The organism is Thioclava sp. UBA3469 (assembly GCF_002378135.1).
GTDB classification, from domain to species: domain Bacteria; phylum Pseudomonadota; class Alphaproteobacteria; order Rhodobacterales; family Rhodobacteraceae; genus Thioclava; species Thioclava sediminum.
The window spans coordinates 1-24,571 of sequence record NZ_DFRG01000007.1; the positions used below are offsets into that span (position 1 = coordinate 1).

Here is a 24,571-nt window from a genome sequence, read left to right on the forward strand (position 1 = left end):
AGCGTTGAGGTCGCTGTGGGGTAACTCCCGTGGAAGTTCGAGTCTTCTCGACCGCACCATTTCTCTCCTGAAGAGAAATCTGACAGACCCGAGGCGGGTATTCCCTAGATCGAAAATCTCTCGTTGCAGCGCAGATGCGCGCAGGTCTGTACGTCTCCCGCTTTGACTTTTTCCATTTGGTTTCAATGGACTGATGGGCTCGGACGGGCACCGTGCGCTCGGTTCAAAGCTCGGTAGGGCCTCTTGCTGATCCTATCCCTCGACAGCGGCTTACCCTGAGCGAGGATCGCATGACCTGCCACATCACCGGAATCGTCACATCCCCAGACGGGACGATTAGCGCCAATTGCACCGTCAGCTTCGAGCGGCTGGGCGGAATCGTCTCGACCGTCGAGCAAGGCGGCGTCACGGTGCGCGTACCGCGGATCGTCTCTGCCCAGACCGACGCGGAAGGCGCGCTCGCGATCGATCTGCCTGCGGGCGACTATCACGGCACCTGTTTCGGTGACGCGTGGGAATTGCATTGGGAGTTTCTGGCTCGGGTGCCCGATGCGCCAAGCGAGAGTTTCGCCAATTGTATCGCGACTGCCCCTGAGGAAGCGCCCGCAGATACGCCGCCTTCGGAGGCGAGCGCGGTATATGTCGCGCTGGCGCAGGCTTGGGCGGAGGGCGCGGCCCCGGGTGGGCCGGGCACGCAAAGCGCGCAGGCCTGGGCGGAGGAGGCGCAGGCCGGGGCACAAGCGGCGGGCACAGAGGCGACGGTGGCGGCGGGGGCCAGCGCGTCCGCTGCGGAGAGCCGGGCGGCGGCGGAACTGGCGCGTGATGCCGCGATGCTGAGCGGCGGAGTTTATGCGAGCGTTACCGACGGGCTCGGGGCCACCGCGGAAGGCGCGCATTTCAGTGTGGCTGGCGAGGGCGGGCGTTTCGCGACGCTCTACCGTCATGCGGCCAGCGCCATCGCCGAGGAGGTCGCGAGCTACCCGTCTTCTGAAGCGCTGGCGGCGCGGAATCTTACCGGATTGCGTTCGGTCTTCGGCGGCAACGACTTTCGCGACGGTGCCGCGGGATGGGCCATCTCGGGGGCGGATGCTGTAAGCTGGGCCCCCGAGGGCGCGGAGGTCGCGCGGAGCCTGTCGGGGCAAAGCTTCGGCGCGATGCTGATCTACAAAGACGTCCCCGGCGCGGGCGTTGATCTGGTCGCGGGGCATCGCTACGCGCTTTATGCCGATTTCGACGCGGAGGGCGATGTCGCTGCAAGCGGTATCGACACGCTCGGCTGGCGTCCCTTCGTGCTGCAATTCACGCCGGGATCGGCGATGGACGCGCTGCGCGTGCAGGTGGGTGACACAGGTGCGCCGATCCGCCACCGCGTTGCGCGGTGCTTCATCGCCGAGGCGAGCGCGACGCGCGGCAATCCCTATATCGAGTTCGCCAGCCCGCGCGACGGGAGCGATCAGAACCTCCTGACCTTGTCGCTGAAGCTTACGTTGCGCTGCTTCATGCTGGTCGATCTGGGCGTGGCCGGCGAGCCCGCTTTCGACCTCAGCGAAACGGAGGTGGCCGAAGCGCTGGCGCGGCTTGGTGCCCCCTATCACCCGCTGCCCGAGACCGCGCAGGCGATCAGCTTCGACGCGGTGCGTGCGGTCCAGACGGGCTACGCCCAGCAGGCGGGGCAGGCCGTCCGCGCGGATCTTGCCGACATGGCAGAGGCGCTGCGCTCCCCTTGGGCGGGCAAGAGGGTTATCACTTTGGGCCATTCGCTGGTCTCGCAGGTCATGTGGCAACCGCATCTGCGCGAGGTGCTGGCGCTCGAGGGGCACTCGGTGCGCGGGATCTCGGGCGGCACCTTGCAGCCGAAGCCGGGCGAGGGTGTGACGGGTATGTTCTCGCGCGACTACATGGCGGGGCTCGCGAACGACCTGATCAATTTCAGCGATGCGACCGCAGGAAACGCGACGACGCTGGGCCTGAGCGCGGGTGTCCGGGACCGGAGTGCGGCGACGATCTTCTGGCTCGGCGCGAATGACGGGGTGATGGATCTGGCCAATGCCGGGTATCAGACCCTCGCGCTCGATGGGGCGCAGATTGCGGGGCTGGCGGCGAAGGCGGCGGCGCTCTCCGTCGGGCATTTCGCAGGCCCCGCAGAGGGGCTCGCGGCGACGCAAGCCGGGGCCTATTTCACGGCCCCCGGCACGCAACCGGGCTTCGATATCCTATATGAGCATCGCAATACCGGCAGCGCCGAGGCGCGCGCGGTCTACTACCTTCCGCAGCCCGGTACCCCCTATAGCTGCGACCGGATCATGACCGAGGCCGAGCAGGACGAGTTCGAGGCGCGCAACGCCGCGGATGGTGCGGCGGCCTTCCTGTCTGCACCGCTGAGCAACGGGCATATCGCGACGTATGAGGGGCTGTGGAACACGATGATCGCCAATTATCTTGCGGCGAGCGGCTTCGATGGGGTGCCAGATCATCGGCTGTTCATCGTGCGCGAACCGCAGGCCTTCTGGTCTTTCGATGGGACGCTCGACTGGCCGCAAGGGCATTTCGAGCGCAACGCGGTGCATGCGCGCGTGGCTGATCGTTGGGGGATCCCGTTGATCGATCTGTGGGGCGAGAGCGGCATCAACCTCGCGACGCGCGGCTGGTATCTCGCGGTCGAGGCTGGGGGCGATCTGCTGATCCATCTCAACGACCGTGGCGGGCGGCTGTGCGCGAACCGGGTCGCGACGCGGATGGCGCAGTTTCCGCCGCTCGATCCGTCGGGGGCATCGGATGGGGTGGCGCTGTCGCTGCCCGTGGATGCGTCCGGCCGCGCACCTTGGCAACCCGACAACACGGTCATGCCGGGCTGATCCCCGACCGATTTATCTCAAATCGAATGAACTCTCTCGCGCACGTTAACCCTGCCTTGAGCCGCGCGCGGGATGATCGCCCCGGGTGAAACCGTTTTGGGGCTGATCGGGCGATCGTGCGATGACGAGTTACGTCTTTCATGGCTATTTCCGGTCGGATTTTCTGATCGAGGGCGGCGGTTCGACCGTCGTCACCGGCAGCCGTTTGATGATCGAGCCGAGCTGGGACGTCGATACCAGCGGACGCATCTTCACCTTCTCCGACGATGGCTCGACTCTCTCCGGCGACACAATCCTCGACGAGATCGGCAACGACCTCACGCAATCCGTCTCGGTGACCGATGCATATGGCGCGCCGATTGCGTCCGGTCAGGTTTATATCGAGAATGCGTTCACGCTGCTCGCCCCGGACGGCACGACGATCACAATCTATATCCTTGAGATCGGCGGAACGATCGTCGGCGAGGTCGCCGATCAACCGCTGCAGCCCGGTGTCACCTATGAGGTCACATCCGTCAGCGACGTCTCTACCGGTCCGGCCTATACCGAGCTCTTCAACGCAACCTACGACCCCGACGACGCCAACGCGACCCAGGGCGGCAGTCTGGATGACTCGTTGCAAGGCGGCGCGTCGAGCGACCTGATCGATGGGGGCGCTGGCGCCGACACGATCGACGGTGGCGCGGGCGACGACACGATTTACTACGGTACCGGCGGCGGCACGTTGGCCGAGGGCGATCTGGTCTATGGTGGCGATGGCAATGATCTGATCGATGACGTCCCGGGCATCTCCTACGACTATGACGACACCATCTATGGCGGCGCCGGGAGTGATACGGTCTGGGCCGGGGGCGGCGCGGATTACGTCGAGGGCGGGGACGATGACGACGTCGTCCATGGCGAGACCGGGGATGACACGATCCTTGGTGGCGCGGGGAACGACTATCTCTATGGCGAGGACGGCAACGACTCGATTCTGGGCGAGGCGGGCTCGGATACGATCCTCGGCGGGACGGGGGACGACACGATCTCGGGCGGGGACGGGGCCGATCACCTCGCGGGGGAGGCCGGGAGTGACCTTCTCTACGGCGATGCCGATGCCGACACGTTTTACCTGGGCGACGCGTGGGGCAGCGATACGGTCTTTGGCGGCGAGACTGTCACCACGGGCAGCGATTTCGACTCGCTCAACTTCACCTATTACACGGCGGGCGGCGTGGCCGTTACCTTCTCCGGATCGGAGAGCGGCACTGCCAGTGCCGGTGGCAACACGGCGAGTTTCAGCGAGATCGAAGGGGTCGTCGGGTCGCAGCAGGGCGATCTGATCGACGCCACGAGTGATACCAGCGGCGTCTTGATCGACGGTGGTGGCGGCGCCGACACGATCACCGGCGGATCGGGGGCGGACACGCTTTCGGGCGGCGACGGCAACGACACGATCTGGGCGCTGGGCGGCGACGACCTGATCTCGGGCGGGGCGGGCGACGATACACTACAGGGCGTGGGTGGCAGCGATACGCTCACCGGCGGCGCAGGGGCTGACGAGCTGCATGGCGGCGACGATGCCGACACGTTCCTGCTTTATGCCGGTGACGGGGCCGAGACGATCTTAGGCGGCGAAGGCGGCACCGATTGGGACGTGATCGAGCTTGGTCCGGGTGAGGCCGTCGTCCTCTGGACGGGTTGGGAAACCGGCGCGATCAGTTATGACGGCGGCATTACCGTCACCTATTTCTGGGAGGTCGAGGAGGTTCGGGGCTCCGCCGACGCAGAGGCATTCGATGCCTCCGCCGCGGGGAATGCCGTCTCGATCGCAGCAGGCGACGGGGCCGATACGCTGACCGGCTCGGCGCTGGGCGACACGCTCGATGCGGGCGCTGGCGATGACGTCATAGATGCGGGTGCCGGGGTCGATACGATAACCACCGGCCTTGGGGCCGATACCCTCAGCTTCGGCGATGGCGACGGGCAGGACATCGTCACCGATTTCGATCTGACGGATGACGGTTCGGGCTTCACACTCGATCAGCTCGATGTCTCGGACCTGACCGACGGCACCGGCAATCCGGTCAATGCCTGGGATGTGACGGTCAGCGACGATGGCGCGGGCAATGCGGTTCTCGGCTTCCCCAATGGTGAGAGCCTGACGCTGACCGGTATCGCGCCCGTGCAGGTGGCGGGTGCGCCGCAGCTCTACACGATGGGCATCCCCTGTTTCACCGAAGGCACGCGGCTGGCTACGCCGCGCGGGCCGCGCCGGGTGGAAACCCTGAAACCGGGCGATCTGGTCACGACGCTGGACGGTAGACCGCAGCCGGTCTTGTGGCATGCGCATCGCCGGTTCGGGGTGGCGGCACTGGCCGCCGATCCGCGGCTTTGCCCGGTACGACTGCGGCCCGGCGCCTTCGGTAATCGCGACGCGCTGGTTCTCTCCGGGCAACATTGCATCTGGGTGCCGGAGGGGCAGGGCGCGCTCGCGCGCGCGCGCCACTTAGCGGCAACGGGATGGGGCGGGGCGCGGGTGATGCGGGGCTGCCGGGAGGTGATCTATCACCACTTGCTGCTGCCGCGTCATGCGTTGGTCAATGCCGAGGGCGCCTGGGTCGAAAGTTTCTGGCCCGGACCGCAGGCGCTGCGCGCGCTGACCCCCTCAGATCTGACCGATCTGCTGCGCGCCCACCCCGCCTTGGCGAAGGTCCATTTCCTCGGCGCGGCGCCGGAAGCGGTCTACGGTCCACGAGTTCGTCCGCCGCTTACGTTGCGGAAGCTAGATCGTTCCAAATGCAAGTCGTGGTCGCTCCTTGCGCGACAAGCGACGCAAAACGGCAATTTTTCAGGCGAAACCGTGCTGTGATGCGTCGGTGACGTGGGTTTTTGATTTCCGGGTTGAAAAACGCAAATGCCCTTGCTTTAGTCACATGCACGGGAATTGACCAACGACAAAAAACAACGGGGAGCCCGCTTTGAACAACGCAGCTAGCGACGATGGATTCGTCGTATTCGACCGCGTGCAGAAGAGCTATGACGGCGAAACGCTCGTCGTGAAGGATCTCAATCTCTCGATCGGTAAGGGCGAGTTTCTGACGATGCTCGGACCGTCCGGTTCAGGGAAAACCACCTGCCTGATGATGCTTGCAGGTTTCGAAACCGCCACCAACGGCGAGATCCGCCTCGACGGCCAGAACATCAACATGGTGCCTCCGCACAAGCGCGGCATCGGGATGGTGTTCCAGAACTATGCACTCTTTCCACATATGACCGTGGGCGAGAACCTCGCCTTCCCGCTCGAAGTGCGGGGCATGGGCAAGGATGAACGCGAAACCAAGGTCAAGCGCGCACTGGACATGGTGCAGATGGGGAGCTTCATCCATCGCCGTCCGGCGCAGCTTTCGGGCGGTCAGCAACAGCGGATCGCACTGGCCCGCGCGCTGGTCTTCGACCCCGAGCTGGTCCTGATGGACGAACCGCTCGGCGCACTCGACAAACAGCTTCGCGAACATATGCAGTTCGAGATCAAGCACTTGCATGAAAGTCTCGGGATCACCGTGGTCTACGTGACCCACGATCAGGGCGAGGCGCTGACCATGTCGGACCGCGTGGCCGTGTTCAACGACGGGCGCATCCAGCAACTCGCACCGCCGGACGAGCTTTATGAACGTCCGCAGAACAGCTTCGTCGCGCAGTTCATCGGCGAGAACAACAAGCTTCCGGGCCGGGTGGAGACGCTGACCGGCGACACCTGCACGGTGCGTCTGGAAACCGGCGAGATCATCGACGCGACGGCGGTGAACATCCGCGAGGCGGGGCAGGAGACGCTGGTCTCGATCCGTCCCGAGCGGGTCGAATTCAAGCCCGAGATGATGCCTTCGGGCGCTCATACGATCAACGCCGACGTGCTCGAAGTGATCTATATGGGGGACATCCTGCGCACCCGTATGAAGGTTGCCGGGTCGCCGGAATTCGTGATGAAATCGCGCAATACGCTCGATCAGGTGCGGTTGACGGAAGGCCAGACGGTCAAGATCGGCTGGCACCCGCAGGACGCGCGCGCGCTCGATCTCTAAAGAATGCGGAACGTGCGGCCCAAGCTCCGCACGCTCCGAACTGCCGCAAAAAGCGGCCAAGCGGCGAAAACGTCGCGAAACCACAAAAGCTCAACCAACTGGGAGTAAGACCAAGATGAAAAAAGCAATGATCCTGAGCACCGCGCTCGTCGGCCTCGTGGCCGGTGCGGCGCAGGCCGAGGAAGTCACTGTCCTTTCCTGGGGCGGCGCTTACGAGAAAAGCCAGGTCGAAGCCTATAACAAGCCCTTCGCGGAAGCGACCGGCATCGACGTGAACATGGAAGCCGCCGACAACCCGGCGACCCCGATCAAGGCGCAGGTCGAAGCGAACAACGTGTCGGTCGACGTGGCCGATGTTGAAAAGTCCGACGCGATCCGCCTGTGCGACGAAGGTCTGCTCGAGCCGATCGACCCCGACACCGATCTGGCCGCGTCGCCCGACGGCACCCCGGCGAGCGAAGACTTCATCGATGGCTCCTTCACCGATTGCGGTGTGGCGAACATCGTGTGGTCGACCGTGATGTCCTACAACTCGGACAAAGTTGACGGTGAGCCGACCTCGATCGCCGACTTCTTCGACACCGCGAAGTACCCGGGCAAGCGCGGTCTGCGTAAGTCGGCCAAAGGCACGCTGGAATTCGCGCTGATGGGCGCAGGCGTTCCGGCTGCGGACGTCTACAAGGAACTCGGCACCCCCGAGGGCGTCGACAAGGCCTTCGCCGAACTCGACAAGATCAAGGGCGACGTCGTCTGGTGGGATGCCGGTGCACAGCCGCCGCAGCTTCTCGCCGACGGCGAAGTCGTGATGTCGACCGCCTATAACGGTCGTATCTTCAACGCCGAGGTCGCCGAGGGTCAGCCCTTCAAGATCGTCTGGGACGGCCAGCTGATGGACTTCGACTTCTTCGTGATCCCGAAGGGCGCGCCCCATATGGAAGCCGCGAAGAAATACCTGAAGTTCGCGACCGAGACCCAGCAGCTCGCCAACCAGGCGAAGTGGATCTCCTACGGTCCGGCACGTAAGTCCTCGGCTCCGATGGTCGGGATGTATCAAGACGGCAAAACCGAGATGGGCCCGCATATGCCCACCGCGGAAAACAACATGCAGAACGCCCTGGTCAACGACTCGGAGTTCTGGGCTGACCACGACACCGAACTGAGCGAGCGCTTCAACGCTTGGCTCGCTGGCTAAAGCCAATAGGGCCGCGCGGCATTCCGGTGCCGCGCGGTCCGACCTGTTCGATGTCAGGAGCCCCGCGGATGTCAGCTTTCCGGTCGTCACTGGCCTGTTTGTGCATCGGTCTTTGCCTGTCGTTGCCCGCTGCCTTGCACGCTCAGGCGCAAGACGATGCGGTCGTCGGCTACGAGACCGGCGATACGAAGATGAACGCGGCGATCGGCCAAGCCCGCGCGACCTATGAAAGCGTCTTCATTCCTGCGGTGCGCGCCCGGTCCGGCTCGCAATTCATGCTCAAGGCGGGGATCGATACGCCCGCCGATGGCCTCGAACATATCTGGATCGCGCCGATTTCGATCTCCGCGCAGAAAATCACCGGCACGCTGATGAACGAGCCCGTGCATTTCAAAGCGCATGCCGGAGACGAGATTACCTTCGCGCCGAACCAGATTTCCGACTGGAGCTTTCGCCGCGATGGCAAGCTTCACGGCAACTATACGACGCGGGTGATGCTGCCCGATATTCCCGCCGAGCAAGCCGCGAATTTGCGCGCGCAGCTCGCCCCGCTGCCCTGAGGGGCCAAGGAGACACGATGAGCGACGCAACGATGGATGCGAGCCTGAACGGCCCCGAACCAACACAGTTGAAGACCGCCGACGGGCTGCCGCTGAAGGCCGCCCTTGCGAAATCGCAACTCCGCGCAAAACGCCGCGCCTTCCTTCTGGTAGCGCCGCTGTTCCTCTTCGTTCTGATTACCTTCGTCGTTCCGATCGGGCAGATGCTGCTGCAATCGGTCTATAACGACGGGTTCTCGAAGAACGCGCCGGCGCTGGGGCAATGGTTCAACGAACACCCCTTGGGGTCGCCGATCGACGAGAGCGCCTATACCGCGCTCGCCTCGGACCTCAAGCAGATGAAGGAAAACCGCACGCAGGGCGAGGCGGGGACCCGGATCAACTATGACGTGGCGGGCACGCGCTCGCTGTTCACCTCCACCGCGCGCAAGATCGAACGTCTCGAGCCGCCGTGGAAAGAAGCGATCCTCGGCGTGAACGAGGATTGGAGCGACCCGAACCTCTGGCGTGCGATGCGCTCCGCATCGAGCCCCTACACGGTGGATTTCTACCTCGCCGCGACCGATCACACCCGCGACAAGGACAACAATATCGTGCCCGTCGATCCGCAACGCGCGATCTACGGCAAGCTGTTCATCCGCACCGCGATCCTGTCGCTGGTGATCACCGTGCTCTGCATGTTCCTCGCCTTCCCGATCGCGCATCTGCTGGCCTCGCTGCCACTGGCGAAATCGAACCTTCTGATGATCTTCGTGCTGCTGCCCTTCTGGACCTCGCTGCTGGTGCGGACGACCTCGTGGATGGTGCTGTTGCAGCAGCAGGGCGTGATCAACGATCTGCTCGTCTGGTCGGGTCTGATCGGCAACGATAACCGGCTGGAGATGATGTATAACCAGACCGGCACGATCGTCGCGATGACCCATATCCTGCTGCCCTTCATGGTGCTACCGCTCTACTCGGTGATGCGGACCATCCCGCCGAGCTATGTCCGCGCGGCCCGCAGCCTTGGCGCGACCTCGTGGACCGCCTTCCGCCGCATCTACCTGCCGCAGACGCTGCCGGGGATCGGGGCAGGGGCGCTTCTCGTGTTCATCCTCTCGGTCGGCTACTACATCACCCCCGCCCTTGTCGGTGGTGCAGACGGTCAGCTGATCTCGAACATGATCGCCTTCCACATGCAGAAATCGCTCAACTGGTCGCTTGCTGCGGCATTGGCCTCGATGCTGCTGGGCGGCGTCATCATCCTCTACTGGCTCTATGACCGGCTGGTGGGCATCGACAACATGAAGCTGGGCTGAGGAGAAACACAGATGGCCGTTCCCGCATATGCAAGCCCGCTCGAGAGAACCTGGCACTACGCCTATCTCGTGATCTGTGGCCTGATCTTCTTCTTCCTGATCGCGCCGATCGTGGTGATCATTCCGCTGTCCTTCAATGCGGAGCCCTATTTCACCTTCACCGAGAAGATGCTCAGCTTCGACCCATCCGGCTATTCGATGCGCTGGTATGACCTGCTGCTGACCTTCGGGATGCAGGAGCCGCAGGTGGAGCGTGGCTGGTCGTGGTGGATGGATGCCTGGCAGCATTCGACCTGGATCGACGTGGCGAAGAACTCGGTGATCATCGGTTTCTTCTCGACGATCCTCGCGACGGTGCTGGGTACGCTGGCAGCCCTCGGCCTGTCGCGCCCCGAGATGCCGTTCCGCCGCGCCATCATGGCGGTGCTGATCTCGCCGATGATCGTGCCGATCATCATCACCGCGACGGGGCTGTTCTTCTTCTACTCGAAGACCGGGCTCGCGCATTCCTATCCGGGCATCATCATGGCCCACGCGACCCTGGGCATTCCCTTCGTGATCATCACCGTGACCGCGACGCTGGTGGGCTTCGATCACTCGCTGACCCGCGCGGCGCAGAACCTGGGCGCGGATCCGCGCACGACCTTCTTCAAGATCGTGATGCCGCTGATCCTGCCGGGCGTGGTCTCGGGCGCGCTGTTCGCCTTCGTCACCTCCTTCGACGAAGTCGTCGTGGTGCTCTTCGTGGCAGGCTATGACCAGCAGACGATCCCGCGTCAGATGTGGAACGGTATCCGCGAACAGATCAGCCCCGCGATCCTTGCGGTGGCCACGATCCTCGTCTTCGTGTCGATCGCGCTTCTGACCACGGTCGAGCTGCTGCGCCGCCGCTCCGAGCGCCTGCGCGGGATGTCACCGGGCTAAGGCGTCCAGCGTCAGCGGGCAGCGCTCGCCCTCATAAAACGTCTCAAGGAGCCGGGTGAACACCGGCTCCTTTTTCTTTGAGGCGGCCTCGAACAGCGTCGCGCAGGAGCGCAGCTTCAGCGCATCGACCGGCCCCATGATCTCCTCGATAGGCGTGCCCGCATGGGCGAGCACCGCCTCGGAGGCCTCTACCAGCCGCGCCCGCAACACCGGATCGGCGAGATAGTCCCGCGCCTCGGCCAGATCCGCGATCCCGTATTCCACCGCCCGAGGCGAGCGGCCGAGCGAGGCCAGTTGCGGGAAGATCCACCAGATCCAATGGCTGGTTTTGCGACCTTGGCGCAGCTCCGCCAGAGCGGTCGGATAGTCGCGGGCTTGGGGAGCGTGGAAGCGTTGGGTCATGGGATGAGCCTAGCACGCTCTGGACATCGCGAGGAGGGCCGCGACCGATCCGAGGGTGGGCGCAATCGTGCCCGCCCTGGGGGCGGGTCGGGCGCGGCCCGGCCTAGGGGCCGGGCGGGGGGCATTGCTCAAGCGTAAGCTTTTGCCGTTTCTTTCAAGCGTTCAGAAAACTGATAGATGTCGGTGAGTTCGTTTATTGGCAAACGCTCTTCACTCTCGCCATCGAACAGCCCGAGATACCATTGCTTCCGATTGAAATGCAGCCGGGCAAGCGGCTTGCGGTTGTTATCGTCGACCAAGACCGCGCAGTAACTTTTCGCGTCTCGCAGATCGACGCGCTTTGCATCGATAACTTCCCGCACGATTGCGCGAATGGTCATCATGCCTTCGATTTCATCCGACGTTGTTTCGATGTCATTTGTCTCGACCGGATCAATGTCATTGCCTTCAGACTCTGCGCTGCTATCCAGCGCGGAGGAAAGCCTAGCGCGGACCTGATCTCGTACGATTTCTCGGAAGGCGAACTTAGTCGCAGATCCAATTGCATCGCGAACTTGAGCGGTGATGCGGCCATCGTAAACATGGGTCGCGACGAGCTTGATAAAGTCCGCACTCGGATCTTCGAACTCGGAAAGAAGATACTTCTTCACCGTCGATACATGTTTGAGCCGCTCGGCATTGGCGAGAATTTTGTCCACGTCAAATGAGGATTTCTCGAACTTAGCGAGTTCGCCGATTGCCCCTGCGCCCCCGTCAAGAAGGTCGAATGAGAAGAAAGGCTTGTTGTCGAGTTTATTCGGTTCTTCGAGATCGGAATAAAATTCGTAGATCTGACCGTTCGTGAGGATCGCGAACTTTGCGTTTGTAACGGAAAAGTACCTGTAGAGTTGAGCGAGGTGTCTACGGTCAAGTTTGGTGTTGAGGGCTTTGCATTCGATCAAGATACGAATTTCGTCGCCAAGCTTAATTGCATAATCGACCTTTTCACCTTTCTTGCCGATAACGTCGGCGGTGAATTCGGGGATTACTTCGCCGGGATTGAATACATCGTACCCGAGGGCTTGAAGAAACGGCAAAACCACCGAGGTCTTAACCGCTTCTTCTGTGCCAATCGTGGCTGCGTGTTGCGAAATGCGATCAGATAATTGTTTCAGCGCATTTTCAATTGCCATGTCCCCAAATCTCCTCAAACTCCCGCCATTCGCCTTTGCTCATGCCGGAATTTTCTTGTGTAATGGTTTCACCATTCAACTTGCGTTTGAGTAGGTCAACTGCTTTCCCACTGAGGTTCACCCCACCCAACCTATAATCCTCGAAGGCCGAATAGGCCGCGGGCACCCAATCCTTGACGATGTCGCACATGGTCTCGGCATAGACGCGGATCTCGTATTGCGCGTGGCTGTCGGCGCGCAGGCGCAGGAAGTGGAAGAGGTTGTGCAGGTCCACCTTCCAATACCATTGCGTGTAGATATTGGTGGGCAGGTTCATCCGCGCCAGTTCCCGCGCGAGGCCCTGTTTGCCCGCATCCTCGTCGGGCGTCAGCATGTCCTCGTAATGGTCATAGGCGCGCATCGCGTCGTCGCGCAGGATGTCGAGCACGCGAGCGGCCTCGGCACCCTCCAGCACCTGACCGCGGCCCTGATGGTTCTGGCTCGATTGCGCGGCGAGCTGGCTGGCCTCGGGGATGTAGAATTCGCGGTCGAGGATCGAATAACGCGCGGAGTATTCGTTAACGTTCGCGGTGCGGTGGCGGATCCACTGGCGCGCGACGAAGACCGGAAGTTTGACATGGAACTTGACCTCGCACATCTCGAACGGGGTCGAGTGCCAGTGCCGCATCAGATAGCGGATCAGGCCCGCGTCGCTGTTCACCGTCTTGGTGCCCCGCCCATAGGAGACGCGCGCCGCCTGCACGATCGCATTGTCGTCGCCCATGTAGTCGATGACCCGGACCACCCCGTGATCGAGCACTTCATGGGCGGTATAGAGGCGCTTCTCCATCCCCGGCGAGACCGCCCGCGCGGTCATTTGCGTCTCGGCGCGCTGTGCGTCGATCTCGGCTTGTTGTTCGGGGGTGAGCGCCATGATGTCCTCCGGATGTCTCGAATCGACCTCCACTATATATGCGATGGGCGGCTCTAGGAACCGCCATATCCTGTGGATAAGCCGGGGCGCTTGCCGCGGCTGCCTCAAGGGCTATCCTCCGGTTAACCGCAATCAGTTCCAAGGAAGCCTGTTCATGAAAATCGAATATCTGCACACGATGGTCCGCGTGCTCGACCTCGAGAAATCGAAAGCCTTCTACGAGCTTCTGGGCCTCAAGGAACGCCGCCGCATCGAGAACGACAAGGGCCGCTTCACGCTGGTCTTCATGTGCCCGCCCGAGCAGGACGACGGCACGGCGGATGTGGAGCTGACCTGGAACTGGGACGGCGATAGCGGGCTGCCCTCGGACAGCCGCCATTTCGGCCACCTCGCTTACCGCGTCGAAAACATCTACGAGATGTGCCAGCACCTGATGGATAATGGCGTGACGATCAACCGCCCACCGCGCGACGGTCACATGGCCTTCGTGCGCTCGCCCGACAATATCTCGATCGAGCTGCTGCAGATGGGCGAGCCGCTGCCGATCCAAGAGCCGTGGTCGAGCATGGAAAACACCGGCAGCTGGTGATCACTTACGGAAGTGATCCTTGAGCTTGTCGAAGGGGCTGCGGGTTTCCGTGGCCTCTTTCTTTTGCGGCGCGGGATGCGGGGCGTCTTGCGGGGCAGGGGTGTCGGCTTTGGCCGGTGCCTTGGTCCCGGTCGAAGAGCGCGGCGGCGCGACCCGCAGGCTCACCGCATTGAGGAATTTCGACCCGTCGCCCGCCGCCAGCGCAGGCGCCCCGTCCGAGATCCCGCGCAGCAGGTCGTCGAGCATCTCCTGCTCTGCCTTCGGGAAATCGTTGAGCACATAGCCCGCCACGCGGTCCTTGTGCCCCGGATGGCCGATGCCCAGCCGCACCCGCGCATAATCGGGGCTCATATGCTGATGGATCGAGCGCAGCCCGTTATGCCCCGCATGGCCGCCACCCTGCTTGAGGCGGCACTTGCCAGGGGCGAGGTCCAGCTCGTCATGGAAGACGGTGATGTCGGAGACATCGACCTTGTAGAAATCGGCCGCCGCGCGCACGGACTGGCCGGACAGGTTCATGAAGGTTTCGGGTTTCAGCAGCACAACGCGGGTCGAGCCGAAACGGCCCTCACTCACCTGACCCTGAAACTTGCCGCGCCACGGGGCGAAGCGGTGATCTTCGGCGATCCGGTCGAGCGCCATGAAACCGATATTGTGACGGTTGTTCGCGTATTTCGCGCCCGGATTTCCCAGGCCCACCCAAAGCTGCATGCGTCTCCCCTTTCGAACGCCGGTGTCGAGGCTCTGCTCACAGAGGGATATGTGAGCGGGCGCGCAGGGGAAAGGGGGCGTCGCGCTTAAGCCGCGCGGTATTCGACATAGGTCGGGCGTCCCGACTCGCCTACTATGATCGGGCGTTCTTGCGGCTCGGGCAGGGCGAATTCATCGAAGAGGCGCTCGCTGGTCTCGTCGATATCGCATTTCGCAATTTCTTCATACCCGTTGCGCGGGAGTCGTTTCGACGCGAAGCGGTAGAACGGGCGCAGGACCGGACGCAGCACGGCATAAACGGCGCGACCAATTGCGCTGAGCATTCTAGGCGGTAGCACCACGAATGCTGCAAGAACGAGTGCGATAAGCTCCAGCATGTGACTAGCCTTTAGGTTGTATTACCTTCGAAGCTATCGCGTTTTGGAAAAAAGGCGAGAAATTTTTTGTTCACATAAATGTGAGCACGTCTGGCTGGCGGTTTGCCGCGCATCCGGCAATTGCGGCTTTGGCCAAAGAAAAACGGGGCCCCGAAAGGCCCCGTCTCGAAAATCTCATCGGAAGAAGAATTACTCTTCGGTCGCTTCTTCGCTGGTTTCTTCGCCTTCGTCCTCGTCGGAGGAACCGCCACCGAAGCCTTTCGGCGGAGCGACGTTCGCGATCACGAAGTCACGCTCGATGGTCGGCTTGGCGCCTTTCGGCAGGTCCACGTCGGAGATGTGGATGGTGTCGCCGATCTGCTTGCCTTCGAGGTCGACCACGATCTGCTCGGGGATGTCACCGGCGAGAACGTTGAGTTCGACTTCCGGACGCACTGCGACGAGGGTGCCGCCGCGCTTAAGGCCGGGCGCCTTCTCGTGGTTGATGAACTCGACATGCACGAAGAGCGAGATGCGCGAGTTGCGGTGGGTGCGCATGAAGTCGACGTGGGTCGGCAGGTCCTTGACGACGTCTTTCTGAACGCCGCGGCAGATCACGCGGACATCTTCCTGGCCGTCCATCTTCAGGTTGAAGAGGGTGGACATGAAGCGGCCTTTGCGCAGGCGGGTGATCAGGCGGTTGTAGTCGAGGTTGATTGCAACCGGGTCCTTGCCGTCGCCGTAGACGATACCGGGCACGAGGCCCTCACGACGCGCTTGCCGAGCGGCCCCCTTGCCCGTCCCCGTACGCGCCACGGCTTCGATCGTTTCGATCTCTTTTGCCATAACTGGTCTCCAATTTGTCAAAGTGATGGGCCGCCTCCAAGGGTGTCGGGCCCATGAAGCCGCGCGGATACTCGGGATTGGCCGAGATGGCAAGGGGAAAGCGACGATGCGGCGGAATACGGGTTGCTATAGAAGGATATCTGACTAATGTCAGAAATAATCTCGGACGCAAGTCAGGTATTCCCATGGACGCACTCGCACATATACGCCGGTTCAACCGGGCCGTCACCCGGCAGGTGGGCGCGCTGAATTCTTCGTTTCTCGATCGGGGGCGGCCGTTGGGCTCTGCGCGGGTGCTCAATGCGATCGGGCGCGGGCAGGGCGACGTCGCGAAGCTGCGTCAGGCTCTGGCGCTCGATTCCGGGCTGATGAGCCGTCTGCTGCGCGGGCTGGAAAGCGAAGGGCTGATCGTCGTGGAGGACGATCCCGAAGACGGGCGGCGCCGCATCGCGCGTCTGACCGAGGCGGGGCAGGCGGAATTCGCGGAATACGAACGGCTCTCTGATGCGCAGGCGGCGGATATCCTCTCGCGCCATCCCGACCAGACCGCGCTCTTGGCGGCGATGGATCTGATCGCGACGGCACTGACCCGCGCCGAGATCGAAATCGTGCCCTGCGATCCGCTCGACCCGCGGGCGCGGGATTGCCTTCAGCACTATTACGCGGAACTTGCCGCCCGGTTCGAGGGTGGCTTCGATGTGAACCTGTCGAAAGATCCCGAGGCCGACGATATGCGCCCGCCCCGTGGCACCTTCCTGCTCGCATTGTCCGATGGAGTGCCGGTGGGCTGTGCGGCGCTGAAGGGCGGGGCGGATTATGCCGAGGTGAAGCGCGTCTGGATCGCGCCTGCCGCCCGCGGCCTCGGGCTGGCGCGGCAGTTGATGGAGGCGGTTGAGGCGGCGGCGCGCGAGTTGGGCCAGCTGTATCTGCGGCTCGATACCAATTCCGCACTGCCCGAAGCGGTCGCCATGTATCACCGCTTCGGCTGGGATGAGATCGACCGCTTCAACGACGATCCCTATCCCGACCGGTTCTTCGAAAAGCGCCTCAGCCCTTAGGACCTGCCCTCAGGAATAGGTGTCGAAGAAGCCGTTGGGGATCAGCAGATCGTTCCGGCCCAGATCTTCGATCCGACGCTCGCCGCACAGCGCCATCGAGGTGTCGAGCTCCTTCTGGATGACCTCCAGCGCCTTGGTCACGCCCGGCTCGCCCATCGCGCCCAGACCGTAGACATAGGCGCGCCCGATCATCACGCCCTTCGCGCCAAGCGCCAGCGCCTTGAGCACGTCCTGCCCCGAGCGGATGCCGCTATCGAGCCAGACCTCGGTCTTGTCGCCGACCGCATTGACGATCTTCGGCAGCATCCGGATCGAGCTGAGCGCCCCGTCGAGCTGACGCCCGCCATGGTTCGAGACCACGATCGCATCGGCCCCGGTCGCGGCGGCCATCTCGGCGTCTTCCTCGCTGAGAATCCCCTTCAGGATCACCTTGCCGCCCCACATATCCATGAGCTGCTTGATCCGGTCCCAGTTCAGCGACTGATCGAACTTCTCCGCGGTCCACGACGACAGCGAGGCGGGATCGGCGGCGCTGTCCACATGGCCCACGATATTGCCGAAGAAGCGTCGCTTGGTCTGCAGCATCTCGATGCCCCAGCGCCATTTTGTCGCCAGATCGGCCAGCACGGCCGGGGTGAATTTCGGCGGCGCGGTCAGCCCGTTCTTCAGATCCTTGTGCCGCTGGCCCAGCAGCTGCAGATCGACCGTGATCACCAGCGCCGAACAGCCTGCTGCCCGCGCCCGCTCCAGCACGCGCTTGTTATAGTCGTCATCGGTCAGCGTGTAGATCTGGAACCAGAAGGGCTGGCTGACATTCTCGGCGACGTCCTCGATCGAGCAGATCGACATGGTCGAGAGCGTATAGGGCACGCCGAATTTCTCCGCCGCCTTCGCCGCCTTGATCTCGCCATCGGCGCGCTGCATACCCGTCAGCCCCACGGGCGCGAGCGCCACCGGCATCGCGACCTCCTGACCCAGCATCGTCGATGTCGTCGTGCGCCCCGTCATGTCCCGCGCGATACGCTGGTTGAGGCGGATCTGCGCGAAGTCCTCGGTATTCTCGCGGAAGGTCTGCTCGGTATAGGAGCCGCTTTCCGCGTAATCGTAGAACATCTTCGGCGTGCGGCGCTTATGCAGACGTTTCAGATCGGCGATGGAGGTGATGACGGGCATGGGTGTTCCTCTCTCCGTGGTTAAGTTTCCTTACCAATCCCTCGAAATTTGCGCAATCACCCATCGCAAGGCTTGCAATCATGCGCGATCCGTTCCCATCTCGCCGGGCGAACACGAAAAGGAGAGCGGCGTGAACGAGATTTGGCTCGGCCTTATGGGCGGCATGGTGGCGGGCGTCGCAACGGCCGCCGGGGCGATCCCGGCGCTGCTCGGGCGCTCCATGAGCCAGCGCACAGCCGATACGATGCTGGGCTTCGCGGCGGGCGTGATGCTCTCGGCCTCGTATTTCTCGCTGATCCTGCCGGGCATCGACGTGGCCGAGACCATGTTCGGCTCGGTCTGGGTCGCCGCCGCCATCGCCGCGATCGGGATTGCCATCGGCGCGGGCTTCGTGGCCTGGCTGAACGCGACGCTGCCGCACGAGCACTTCACCTCCGGGCGCGAAGGGGCAGACGCGGCGCAACTGGCGCGGATCTGGCTTTTCGTGATCGCGATCACGATCCACAACTTCCCCGAAGGCCTGTCGATCGGCGTGGCCTTCGGCGCGGGCAACGAGAACGGCTTCTCGGTGATGACCGGCATCTCGCTGCAGGACATCCCCGAGGGGCTGGCTGTGGCCGTCGCGCTGATCGGGCAGGGCTACACCCGCCGCAAGGCCTTCTTCGTCACCGCGATGACCGGGGCGGTCGAACCCGTAGGCGCGCTGGTCGGCGCGGCGGCGGTCTCGGTCTCCGGTGCGCTGCTGCCATGGGGCCTGACCTTCGCGGCGGGCGCGATGCTCTACATCATCAGCCACGAGATCCTGCCCGAAACCCACCGCAACGGGCACCAGAACCGTGCGACCGCCGGGCTGCTTTTCGGGTTGATCCTGATGATGTTCCTCGACGTGACGCTTGGCTGAACCCTCTTTACTTCCGCGCTGCCCCGGCGTAAGCGCAAACGCATGATCGCACGGACCGCATATATCACCCGTCCCCGACGTCGCCGCTGAAGCGCCTGACGTCCGATCTGCCGTGGCATGCCGCCACACCCTATCCCAAATCGCTGACCTTAGGCCCCTGAATGTTGACAGACCCCCGGGACTGTTGCACGCATTTGCCTTCTCTTACTGGAGTTTGACCCGATGATCCCCTCCGTTTTGCCGACCTATAATCGCGCACCGCTCGCCTTCGTGAAGGGCGAGGGTTCCTGGCTGGAGACGGCGGACGGGACCCGATATCTCGACATGGGCGCGGGGATTGCGGTGAATGCGCTGGGTCATGCCGCCCCCGAACTGGTCGAGGCGCTGACCGAGCAGGCGAGCAAGCTGTGGCATGTCTCGAACCTCTACCAGATCCCGCAGCAGCAGGCGCTGGCCGACGCGCTGGTCGAGAAGACTTTCGCCGATACGGTCTTCTTCACCAATTCCGGCACCGAGGCTGCGGAACTCGCGATCAAGATGGCGCGGAAATACTGGTCCTCGAAGGGCGAAGATCGAACCGAGATCATCACCTTCGATGGCGCCTTCCACGGCCGCTCCACCGGGGCGATCTCGGCCACGCCGAATTCGGAAAAGATGGTGAAGGGCTTCGGTCCGCTGCTGCCCGGTTTCACCCAGCTTCCCTGGGGCGATCACGAGGCGCTCAAGGCCGCCGTCTCCGACAAGACCGCGGCCATCCTGATCGAGCCGATCCAGGGCGAGGGCGGTATCCGCCCGGTGCCCGATCAGTGCCTGAAAGGACTGCGCGATCTCTGCGACGAGACGGGCGCGCTCCTGATCTTCGACGAGGTGCAATGCGGCGTGGGCCGTTCGGGACGGCTCTTCGCGCATGAATGGGCGGGCATCACCCCTGACATCATGATGGTCGCGAAAGGCATCGGCGGGGGCTTCCCGCTGGGCGCGGTGCTGGCGACTGAGGAGGCCGCCTCCGGCATGGTCGCGGGCACGCATGGCTCGACCTATGGCGGCAACCCGCTGGGCTGCGCGGTCGGCGCCAAGGTGATGGAGATCGTCTCCGAGCCAGCCTTCCTCGATCAGGTGAACGCGCGCGCTGGCTTCCTGCGCCAGAAGCTCGAAGGGCTGATCGCCGCGCATCCCGACACGTTCGAGAGCGTGCGCGGCACCGGTCTGATGCTCGGGCTCAAATGCAAGCGCGCGCCGACCGACTTGGTCGCTGCCGCCTATGATCAGCACCTGCTGACCGTGCCGGCTGCCGACAATGTGTTGCGCCTTCTGCCCGCGCTGAACATTTCCGAGGCCGATCTGGCCGAGGCCGTGACCCGTCTCGATGCCGCCGCGTCGCAACTCGAAAAGGCCGCCTGACTTCCTCTTGGCGTAAATATCCTCGGGGGCTGCGCGGGAGCGCAGCGGGGCGGACAGCCCCTCAGGCCCCTCCACGAAAGACAAACCGATGAACCATTTCCTCGATATCCACAAAACCGACCCCGCCGCGCTGCGGTCCATGATCGACCAAGGCATCGCGATGAAGCAGGCCCGCAACGGTCGCCCGAAAGGCGCGCCCGATGACGAGCAGCCGCTGGCCGGTCACATGGTCGCTCTGATCTTCGAGAAGCCCTCGACCCGGACCCGCGTCAGCTTCGATGTCGGCGTGCGCCAGATGGGCGGTCAGTCGATGGTGCTCTCGGGCGCGGATATGCAGCTGGGCCATGGCGAGACCATCGCCGATACTGCCCGGGTTCTGTCGCGCTATGTCGATCTGATCATGATCCGGACCTTTGAGGAGGAAACCCTGCTCGAGATGGCCGAATATGCTTCGGTGCCGGTGATCAACGGTCTCACCGACCGCACCCACCCCTGCCAGATCATGGCCGATGTGATGACCTATGAAGAGCAGCGCGGGCCGATCGCGGGCAAGAAGGTGGTCTGGTCGGGCGACGGCAACAACGTCTTCGCGAGCTTCGCCCATGCGGCGGCGCAGTTCGGCTTCGATCTGACCTTCACGGGTCCGGAAACGCTCGATCCCGAGCGCGCTTGGCTGGACGTGGCCGAGAAGGCGGGCCACCCGATCACCATCGAGCGGGATCCGGTCAAGGCGGTCGAGGGCGCCGATCTCATCGTCACCGATACCTGGGTGTCGATGCACGATCCGGAATCCGCGAAGGAGCGCCGCCACAACCAGCTGCGGCCCTATCAGGTCAACGAGGAGCTGATGAGCCACGCCAAGCCCGACGCGCTTTTCATGCATTGCCTGCCCGCGCATCGCAACGACGAGGCGACGAGCGGCGTCATGGACGGCCCGGCCTCGGTGATCTTCGACGAGGCGGAGAACCGTCTGCACGCGCAAAAGGCGGTGATGCGCTACTGCCTCGGCAAATAACGACAGCGGCCGGGCAGGGGGTTACTCCAGCCCGGCGATGATCGCGCGCAGCGTCTCGATCCCTTCGCCCTTCTCGGACGAGGTCAGCACGATCTCAGGGAAGGCGGCGGGGTGTTTCGCGAGCGCCTTGCGCACCTGATCCAGCACCTTCTCGCAATCCTTTGCGCTGACCTTGTCGGCCTTCGTCATCACGACCTGGAAGGGGACGGCTGCGCGGTCGAGCAGCGTCAGGATTTCCTCGTCCACCGTTTTCACGCCGTGACGCGTGTCGATCAGCACGAAGGCGCGGCGCAGCGTGGCGCGGCCCGACAGATAATCCTTCAGCAGCGCCTGCCATTTCGCGACGACCGCGACGGGGGCCTGCGCGAACCCGTAGCCCGGAAGGTCGACCAGATAGGGACCGTCCTGCGTGGTGAAATAATTGATCTCCTGCGTCCGGCCCGGCGTGTTCGACGCCCGCGCAAGGTTGCGGCGGTTCGTCAGCGCGTTGATCAGGCTCGACTTGCCGACATTGGAGCGGCCCGCGAAACAGACCTCGATCCGGTCGGCAGGCGGCAGCCCCTTCATCGCGACGACGCCCTTGAGGAAATCGACGGGCGCGGCAAACAGCTTGCGACCACGCTCACGCGAAAAATCGTCGGGGGCCTCGGCCAGCGGGAAATTCAACTCCATCAGAGTACCTCGATCTTGTCGCCGCGCGCGATGCGGCCCTGTTTGGTGACGAGACAGAAGACGCCAAGGTCGGTATGTCCGTAATGGCGTTCCAGCTCTGCCAGCATGTCGATATCGCGTTCGCCCGTCTCGATATTGGCGTCCGTCGCACGGCAACGCCCGATACAGGCGCGCAGTTGCAGTTCCGCCTCGCCAACGCGCACCGTCTTGCCGATCAGGTCCATCTCCGCGAAAGGCTCCCAGCCCTCGACCCAGAGATTGGCGCGGAAGCGGCGGCGGTCGATCTGCTTGCCCACTCGTGCCGAGAGATCGTCGAGCGAGGCCTGCCCGATCAACGAGACATAGGGCAGGGGATCGTCCGTGAAGGCCCGGTCGGGGCCGCGCACCAGCGCAGTCGGGCGCGGTGCACTGTCCGGCCAGAAGGTGCGCAGCCATTCGAATAGCTTGCGCTGGTCGGCTTCGCGCTCGGGGTCGATCTCGAGATGCCACTGCTCGGGATGCTCCAGCAGGATGTGCCCGTTGTCGAGCATCCGAGAGGTGACCCCCATCAGCCCCGGCGCGGAGCGCCCGATCACGAAGTTGATCTTCTGGCCCCAGCTATCGGCACGTCCCTCCGCGCCGACGCCCACCTTGGAGCGCTCGTGCAGCACCGCCCACTCCCGGTCGCAAGGCAAGACGCGCCCCTCTTCAAGGGACGCGTCCTTCAGTTCCTCTACCCCGATCGACTTGATCGGATGTCGGTAGATGCGAGAGAGCGTTGCGCTCATTTCTTCTCTTCGGCGGGTTTCTTCCGCTGGAAGCTCTCTTTGATATTGCCGAACAGATCCGGGCGTTTCCCGTGCATCGACATGATCGTGTACTGCTGCAGGAACGTGATCGTGTTGTTCGTGATCCAGTACAGCACGAGGCCCGAGGCGAAGCTGCCCAGCATGAACATGAAGACCCACGGCATCCACGCAAAGATCATCGCCTGCGTCTTGTCCGTCGGCGCCGGGTTCAGGCGCTGCTGGAACCACATCGACACACCCAGCAGGATCGGCAGGATGCCGAGCGACAGGATGAAGAGCGGCGAGCCCGGATCGGGCGCTGCGAAGGGCAGCAGGCCGAACAGGTTCAGGATCGAGGTCGGATCGGGAGCCGAAAGGTCATGGATCCAGCCGATCCACGGCGCGTGATACAGCTCGATCGTGACGTAGATCACCTTATAGAGCGAGAAGAAGATCGGGATCTGGATCAGAAGCGGCAGACAGCCCGCGGCGGGGTTCACCTTGTGCTTCTTGTAGAGCTCCATCATGCCCTGCTGCATCTTCTGGCGGTCGTCGCCGGCAGCTTCCTTCATCTTCTCCATCTCGGGCTGCAGCTCTTTCATGCGCGCCATCGAGATGTAGGACTTCCGTGCCAGCGGGAAGACGATCAGCTTGATGATGAAGGTCAGTGCGATGATCGCCCAGCCCATGTTGCCGATCGCGCCATGCAGGAAGTGCAGCAGGCGGAACATCGGCTTGGTGAGGAAGTAGAACCAGCCCCAGTCGAGCGAGTCGACGAATTTCGGGATCGGGACATTGTCCTGATAGTCGCGCAGGGTTTCCCATTCCTTCGCACCGGCGAAGAGGTGGGTTTGCGCGTCGCCCTTGGCGCCGGGCGCCACGTCGATAACCGGCAGGCGGGTCTCGGTCTGGTAGATGTCGGACTTCTCGCCCGAATATTTCACGACCGAGGTGAACGGGCCCGAGATCGGCGCCAGAACGGTCTGCCAGTATTTGTCGGTGAAGCCCGTCCAGCCGGCGTCCTGCACCTGCTTGATCTCGGCCTGACCCTCGGCGCCCTTGTTGTCGAGCTTGGTGATGTTCTTGTACTTGATCTCTTCCAGATTGCCGTCATCCATCGCCACGAGGCCTTCGTGGAGCACGTAGACGCGGCGCTCCTGCGGGATGCCGTGACGCGCGATGATGCCGTAGGGGGCAAGCTTCACGGCGGCGTCGGTGCCGTTCTGCACCGACTGCTTGATCGTGAAGAGATATTTGTCGTCGACCGAGATCTCGCGCTGGAAGGTCAGGCCGTGGCCGTTGTCCCATTGCAGCGTGACCGGGGTGTCGGGCGTGAGTTTGCCGTTGCCGACCTGCGTCCAGACCGTGTTCGGACCGGGCACCTGATCGCCGGGCAGACCGCCTGCGGGCAGCCACCCATAGACGACGTAATAGGGCAGGGTCGAATTGCCGGTATCGCCGCTGATCGGCGACAGAAGCCGCACGTCGGGCGAATCCTCGGCCAGCGTTTCCTTGTATTTCTTGAGCGAGAGATCGTCGAAACGCCCGCCGAGAGTCGAGATCGAGCCCTCGACTGCGGGGGTGTCGATCTCGATGCGCGCGGCGCTCTGGGATTGGGCGCTCGCGGCTTGGGACATCGTCGCCGTATCGACCGGCGCGCCTGTGGAGTCGGCGGCGGTCTTCGGTGCGATATCAGTGGCTT

At 63.4% G+C, this 24,571-nt stretch carries 22 protein-coding genes; 12 read left to right on the forward strand and 10 right to left on the reverse strand.

The features are described from left to right. Positions 1–290 precede the first annotated feature (290 nt). The 7 genes from B3D39_RS00440 to B3D39_RS00470 all read left to right on the forward strand — a co-directional run bounded on the left by B3D39_RS00440 (position 291) and on the right by B3D39_RS00470 (position 10,893). Entirely contained in the window at positions 291–2,855 is a 2,565-nt protein-coding gene (locus tag B3D39_RS00440; protein ID WP_274962970.1) for a hypothetical protein, read from the forward strand. A 121-nt stretch (positions 2,856–2,976) separates the two neighbouring features. Further along, positions 2,977–5,709 carry a Hint domain-containing protein gene (locus B3D39_RS00445; protein WP_274962969.1) on the forward strand — a complete coding sequence of 911 codons (2,733 nt, stop codon included), beginning with the start codon at positions 2,977–2,979 and terminating at the stop codon, positions 5,707–5,709. Between the two features lie 109 nt (positions 5,710–5,818). Beyond that, a complete protein-coding gene (locus B3D39_RS00450) occupies positions 5,819–6,919 on the forward strand; it encodes an ABC transporter ATP-binding protein (protein WP_078569534.1) in 1,101 nt (366 codons plus the stop codon). 115 nt (positions 6,920–7,034) lie between these two features. Further along, entirely contained in the window at positions 7,035–8,111 is a 1,077-nt protein-coding gene (locus tag B3D39_RS00455) for an ABC transporter substrate-binding protein (protein WP_078599532.1), read from the forward strand. Between the two features lie 68 nt (positions 8,112–8,179). Next, a complete protein-coding gene (locus B3D39_RS00460; RefSeq protein WP_168176751.1) occupies positions 8,180–8,671 on the forward strand; it encodes a YegJ family protein in 492 nt (163 codons plus the stop codon). A gap of 17 nt (positions 8,672–8,688) precedes the next feature. Beyond that, positions 8,689–9,969, forward strand: coding sequence for an ABC transporter permease (locus tag B3D39_RS00465; protein WP_083079225.1), 1,281 nt, complete (start codon positions 8,689–8,691; stop codon positions 9,967–9,969). Positions 9,970–9,981: 12 nt separating this feature from the next. After that, positions 9,982–10,893 carry an ABC transporter permease gene (locus tag B3D39_RS00470; RefSeq protein WP_078539814.1) on the forward strand — a complete coding sequence of 304 codons (912 nt, stop codon included), beginning with the start codon at positions 9,982–9,984 and terminating at the stop codon, positions 10,891–10,893. Here B3D39_RS00470 and B3D39_RS00475 read toward each other — a convergent pair. From B3D39_RS00475 to thyX, 3 genes are all read right to left on the reverse strand, one after another. Then, a complete protein-coding gene (locus tag B3D39_RS00475) occupies positions 10,882–11,295 on the reverse strand; it encodes a DUF1810 domain-containing protein (RefSeq protein ID WP_274962968.1) in 414 nt (137 codons plus the stop codon). The genes B3D39_RS00470 and B3D39_RS00475 overlap by 12 nt on opposite strands. 128 nt (positions 11,296–11,423) lie before the next feature. Further along, positions 11,424–12,467 carry a type I restriction enzyme HsdR N-terminal domain-containing protein gene (locus B3D39_RS00480; protein WP_274962967.1) on the reverse strand — a complete coding sequence of 348 codons (1,044 nt, stop codon included), beginning with the start codon at positions 12,465–12,467 and terminating at the stop codon, positions 11,424–11,426. Then, positions 12,457–13,380, reverse strand: a complete 924-nt coding sequence (gene thyX, locus B3D39_RS00485; RefSeq protein ID WP_274962966.1) for an FAD-dependent thymidylate synthase — start codon at positions 13,378–13,380, stop codon at positions 12,457–12,459. The genes B3D39_RS00480 and thyX overlap by 11 nt, the downstream gene beginning before the upstream one ends. A 154-nt stretch (positions 13,381–13,534) precedes the next feature. Between thyX and B3D39_RS00490 the strand changes: the two genes are divergently transcribed. Beyond that, positions 13,535–13,969: a VOC family protein gene (locus B3D39_RS00490; protein WP_078519753.1), complete on the forward strand. Its 435-nt coding sequence runs from the start codon at positions 13,535–13,537 to the stop codon at positions 13,967–13,969. Here B3D39_RS00490 and pth read toward each other — a convergent pair whose 3' ends face one another. The 3 genes from pth to B3D39_RS00505 form a co-directional block, all read right to left on the reverse strand. Further along, positions 13,970–14,680: an aminoacyl-tRNA hydrolase gene (gene pth, locus B3D39_RS00495; protein ID WP_274962965.1), complete on the reverse strand. Its 711-nt coding sequence runs from the start codon at positions 14,678–14,680 to the stop codon at positions 13,970–13,972. Positions 14,681–14,766: 86 nt separating this feature from the next. Then, a complete protein-coding gene (locus B3D39_RS00500) occupies positions 14,767–15,057 on the reverse strand; it encodes a hypothetical protein (RefSeq protein ID WP_274962964.1) in 291 nt (96 codons plus the stop codon). Between the two features lie 189 nt (positions 15,058–15,246). Next, complete coding sequence (locus B3D39_RS00505; RefSeq protein ID WP_078546074.1) at positions 15,247–15,882, reverse strand: 50S ribosomal protein L25/general stress protein Ctc; 636 nt, start codon at positions 15,880–15,882, stop codon at positions 15,247–15,249. Positions 15,883–16,067: 185 nt separating this feature from the next. Between B3D39_RS00505 and B3D39_RS00510 the strand changes: the two genes are divergently transcribed. Then, on the forward strand, positions 16,068–16,940 hold the full coding sequence (locus B3D39_RS00510) for a bifunctional helix-turn-helix transcriptional regulator/GNAT family N-acetyltransferase (RefSeq protein WP_274962963.1): 873 nt from the start codon (positions 16,068–16,070) through the stop codon (positions 16,938–16,940). Positions 16,941–16,949: 9 nt separating this feature from the next. On the opposite strand, the gene B3D39_RS00515 is transcribed toward B3D39_RS00510, so the two are convergent. Beyond that, positions 16,950–18,113 carry an alpha-hydroxy acid oxidase gene (locus B3D39_RS00515; RefSeq protein WP_286789270.1) on the reverse strand — a complete coding sequence of 388 codons (1,164 nt, stop codon included), beginning with the start codon at positions 18,111–18,113 and terminating at the stop codon, positions 16,950–16,952. A 154-nt stretch (positions 18,114–18,267) separates the two neighbouring features. Between B3D39_RS00515 and B3D39_RS00520 the strand changes: the two genes are divergently transcribed. The 3 genes from B3D39_RS00520 (at position 18,268) to argF (ending at position 21,430) form a co-directional block, all read left to right on the forward strand. Then, a complete protein-coding gene (locus B3D39_RS00520) occupies positions 18,268–19,014 on the forward strand; it encodes a ZIP family metal transporter (RefSeq protein WP_078520030.1) in 747 nt (248 codons plus the stop codon). 222 nt (positions 19,015–19,236) lie between these two features. Continuing rightward, positions 19,237–20,415, forward strand: a complete 1,179-nt coding sequence (locus B3D39_RS00525) for an aspartate aminotransferase family protein (RefSeq protein WP_078603998.1) — start codon at positions 19,237–19,239, stop codon at positions 20,413–20,415. 88 nt (positions 20,416–20,503) lie between these two features. Further along, positions 20,504–21,430, forward strand: a complete 927-nt coding sequence (gene argF / locus B3D39_RS00530; protein WP_078519747.1) for an ornithine carbamoyltransferase — start codon at positions 20,504–20,506, stop codon at positions 21,428–21,430. A 21-nt stretch (positions 21,431–21,451) separates the two neighbouring features. On the opposite strand, the gene yihA is transcribed toward argF, so the two are convergent. From yihA to yidC, 3 genes are all read right to left on the reverse strand, one after another. Continuing rightward, complete coding sequence (gene yihA / locus B3D39_RS00535) at positions 21,452–22,102, reverse strand: ribosome biogenesis GTP-binding protein YihA/YsxC (RefSeq protein WP_078569521.1); 651 nt, start codon at positions 22,100–22,102, stop codon at positions 21,452–21,454. Beyond that, positions 22,102–22,869 (reverse strand): MOSC domain-containing protein, encoded by a 768-nt coding sequence (locus B3D39_RS00540; protein ID WP_274962753.1) that lies wholly within the window; start codon positions 22,867–22,869, stop codon positions 22,102–22,104. The genes yihA and B3D39_RS00540 overlap by 1 nt, the downstream gene beginning before the upstream one ends. Next, positions 22,866–24,571: membrane protein insertase YidC (yidC, locus tag B3D39_RS00545; protein WP_286789271.1), on the reverse strand; the 1,706-nt coding region annotated here is incomplete at its 5' end. The genes B3D39_RS00540 and yidC, both read right to left, overlap by 4 nt.

Coding starts and splice junctions, on each gene's coding strand:
- B3D39_RS00440 (WP_274962970.1), top strand. CDS start 291: ATGACCTGCCACATCACCGGAATCGTCACATCCCCAGACGGGACGATT.
- B3D39_RS00445 (WP_274962969.1), top strand. CDS start 2,977: ATGACGAGTTACGTCTTTCATGGCTATTTCCGGTCGGATTTTCTGATC.
- B3D39_RS00455 (WP_078599532.1), top strand. CDS start 7,035: ATGAAAAAAGCAATGATCCTGAGCACCGCGCTCGTCGGCCTCGTGGCC.
- B3D39_RS00460 (WP_168176751.1), top strand. CDS start 8,180: ATGTCAGCTTTCCGGTCGTCACTGGCCTGTTTGTGCATCGGTCTTTGC.
- B3D39_RS00465 (WP_083079225.1), top strand. CDS start 8,689: ATGAGCGACGCAACGATGGATGCGAGCCTGAACGGCCCCGAACCAACA.
- B3D39_RS00470 (WP_078539814.1), top strand. CDS start 9,982: ATGGCCGTTCCCGCATATGCAAGCCCGCTCGAGAGAACCTGGCACTAC.
- B3D39_RS00475 (WP_274962968.1), bottom strand. CDS start 11,295: ATGACCCAACGCTTCCACGCTCCCCAAGCCCGCGACTATCCGACCGCT.
- B3D39_RS00480 (WP_274962967.1), bottom strand. CDS start 12,467: ATGGCAATTGAAAATGCGCTGAAACAATTATCTGATCGCATTTCGCAA.
- thyX (WP_274962966.1), bottom strand. CDS start 13,380: ATGGCGCTCACCCCCGAACAACAAGCCGAGATCGACGCACAGCGCGCC.
- B3D39_RS00490 (WP_078519753.1), top strand. CDS start 13,535: ATGAAAATCGAATATCTGCACACGATGGTCCGCGTGCTCGACCTCGAG.
- pth (WP_274962965.1), bottom strand. CDS start 14,680: ATGCAGCTTTGGGTGGGCCTGGGAAATCCGGGCGCGAAATACGCGAAC.
- B3D39_RS00500 (WP_274962964.1), bottom strand. CDS start 15,057: ATGCTGGAGCTTATCGCACTCGTTCTTGCAGCATTCGTGGTGCTACCG.
- B3D39_RS00505 (WP_078546074.1), bottom strand. CDS start 15,882: ATGGCAAAAGAGATCGAAACGATCGAAGCCGTGGCGCGTACGGGGACG.
- B3D39_RS00510 (WP_274962963.1), top strand. CDS start 16,068: ATGGACGCACTCGCACATATACGCCGGTTCAACCGGGCCGTCACCCGG.
- B3D39_RS00515 (WP_286789270.1), bottom strand. CDS start 18,113: ATGCCCGTCATCACCTCCATCGCCGATCTGAAACGTCTGCATAAGCGC.
- B3D39_RS00520 (WP_078520030.1), top strand. CDS start 18,268: ATGGGCGGCATGGTGGCGGGCGTCGCAACGGCCGCCGGGGCGATCCCG.
- B3D39_RS00525 (WP_078603998.1), top strand. CDS start 19,237: ATGATCCCCTCCGTTTTGCCGACCTATAATCGCGCACCGCTCGCCTTC.
- argF (WP_078519747.1), top strand. CDS start 20,504: ATGAACCATTTCCTCGATATCCACAAAACCGACCCCGCCGCGCTGCGG.
- yihA (WP_078569521.1), bottom strand. CDS start 22,102: ATGGAGTTGAATTTCCCGCTGGCCGAGGCCCCCGACGATTTTTCGCGT.
- B3D39_RS00540 (WP_274962753.1), bottom strand. CDS start 22,869: ATGAGCGCAACGCTCTCTCGCATCTACCGACATCCGATCAAGTCGATC.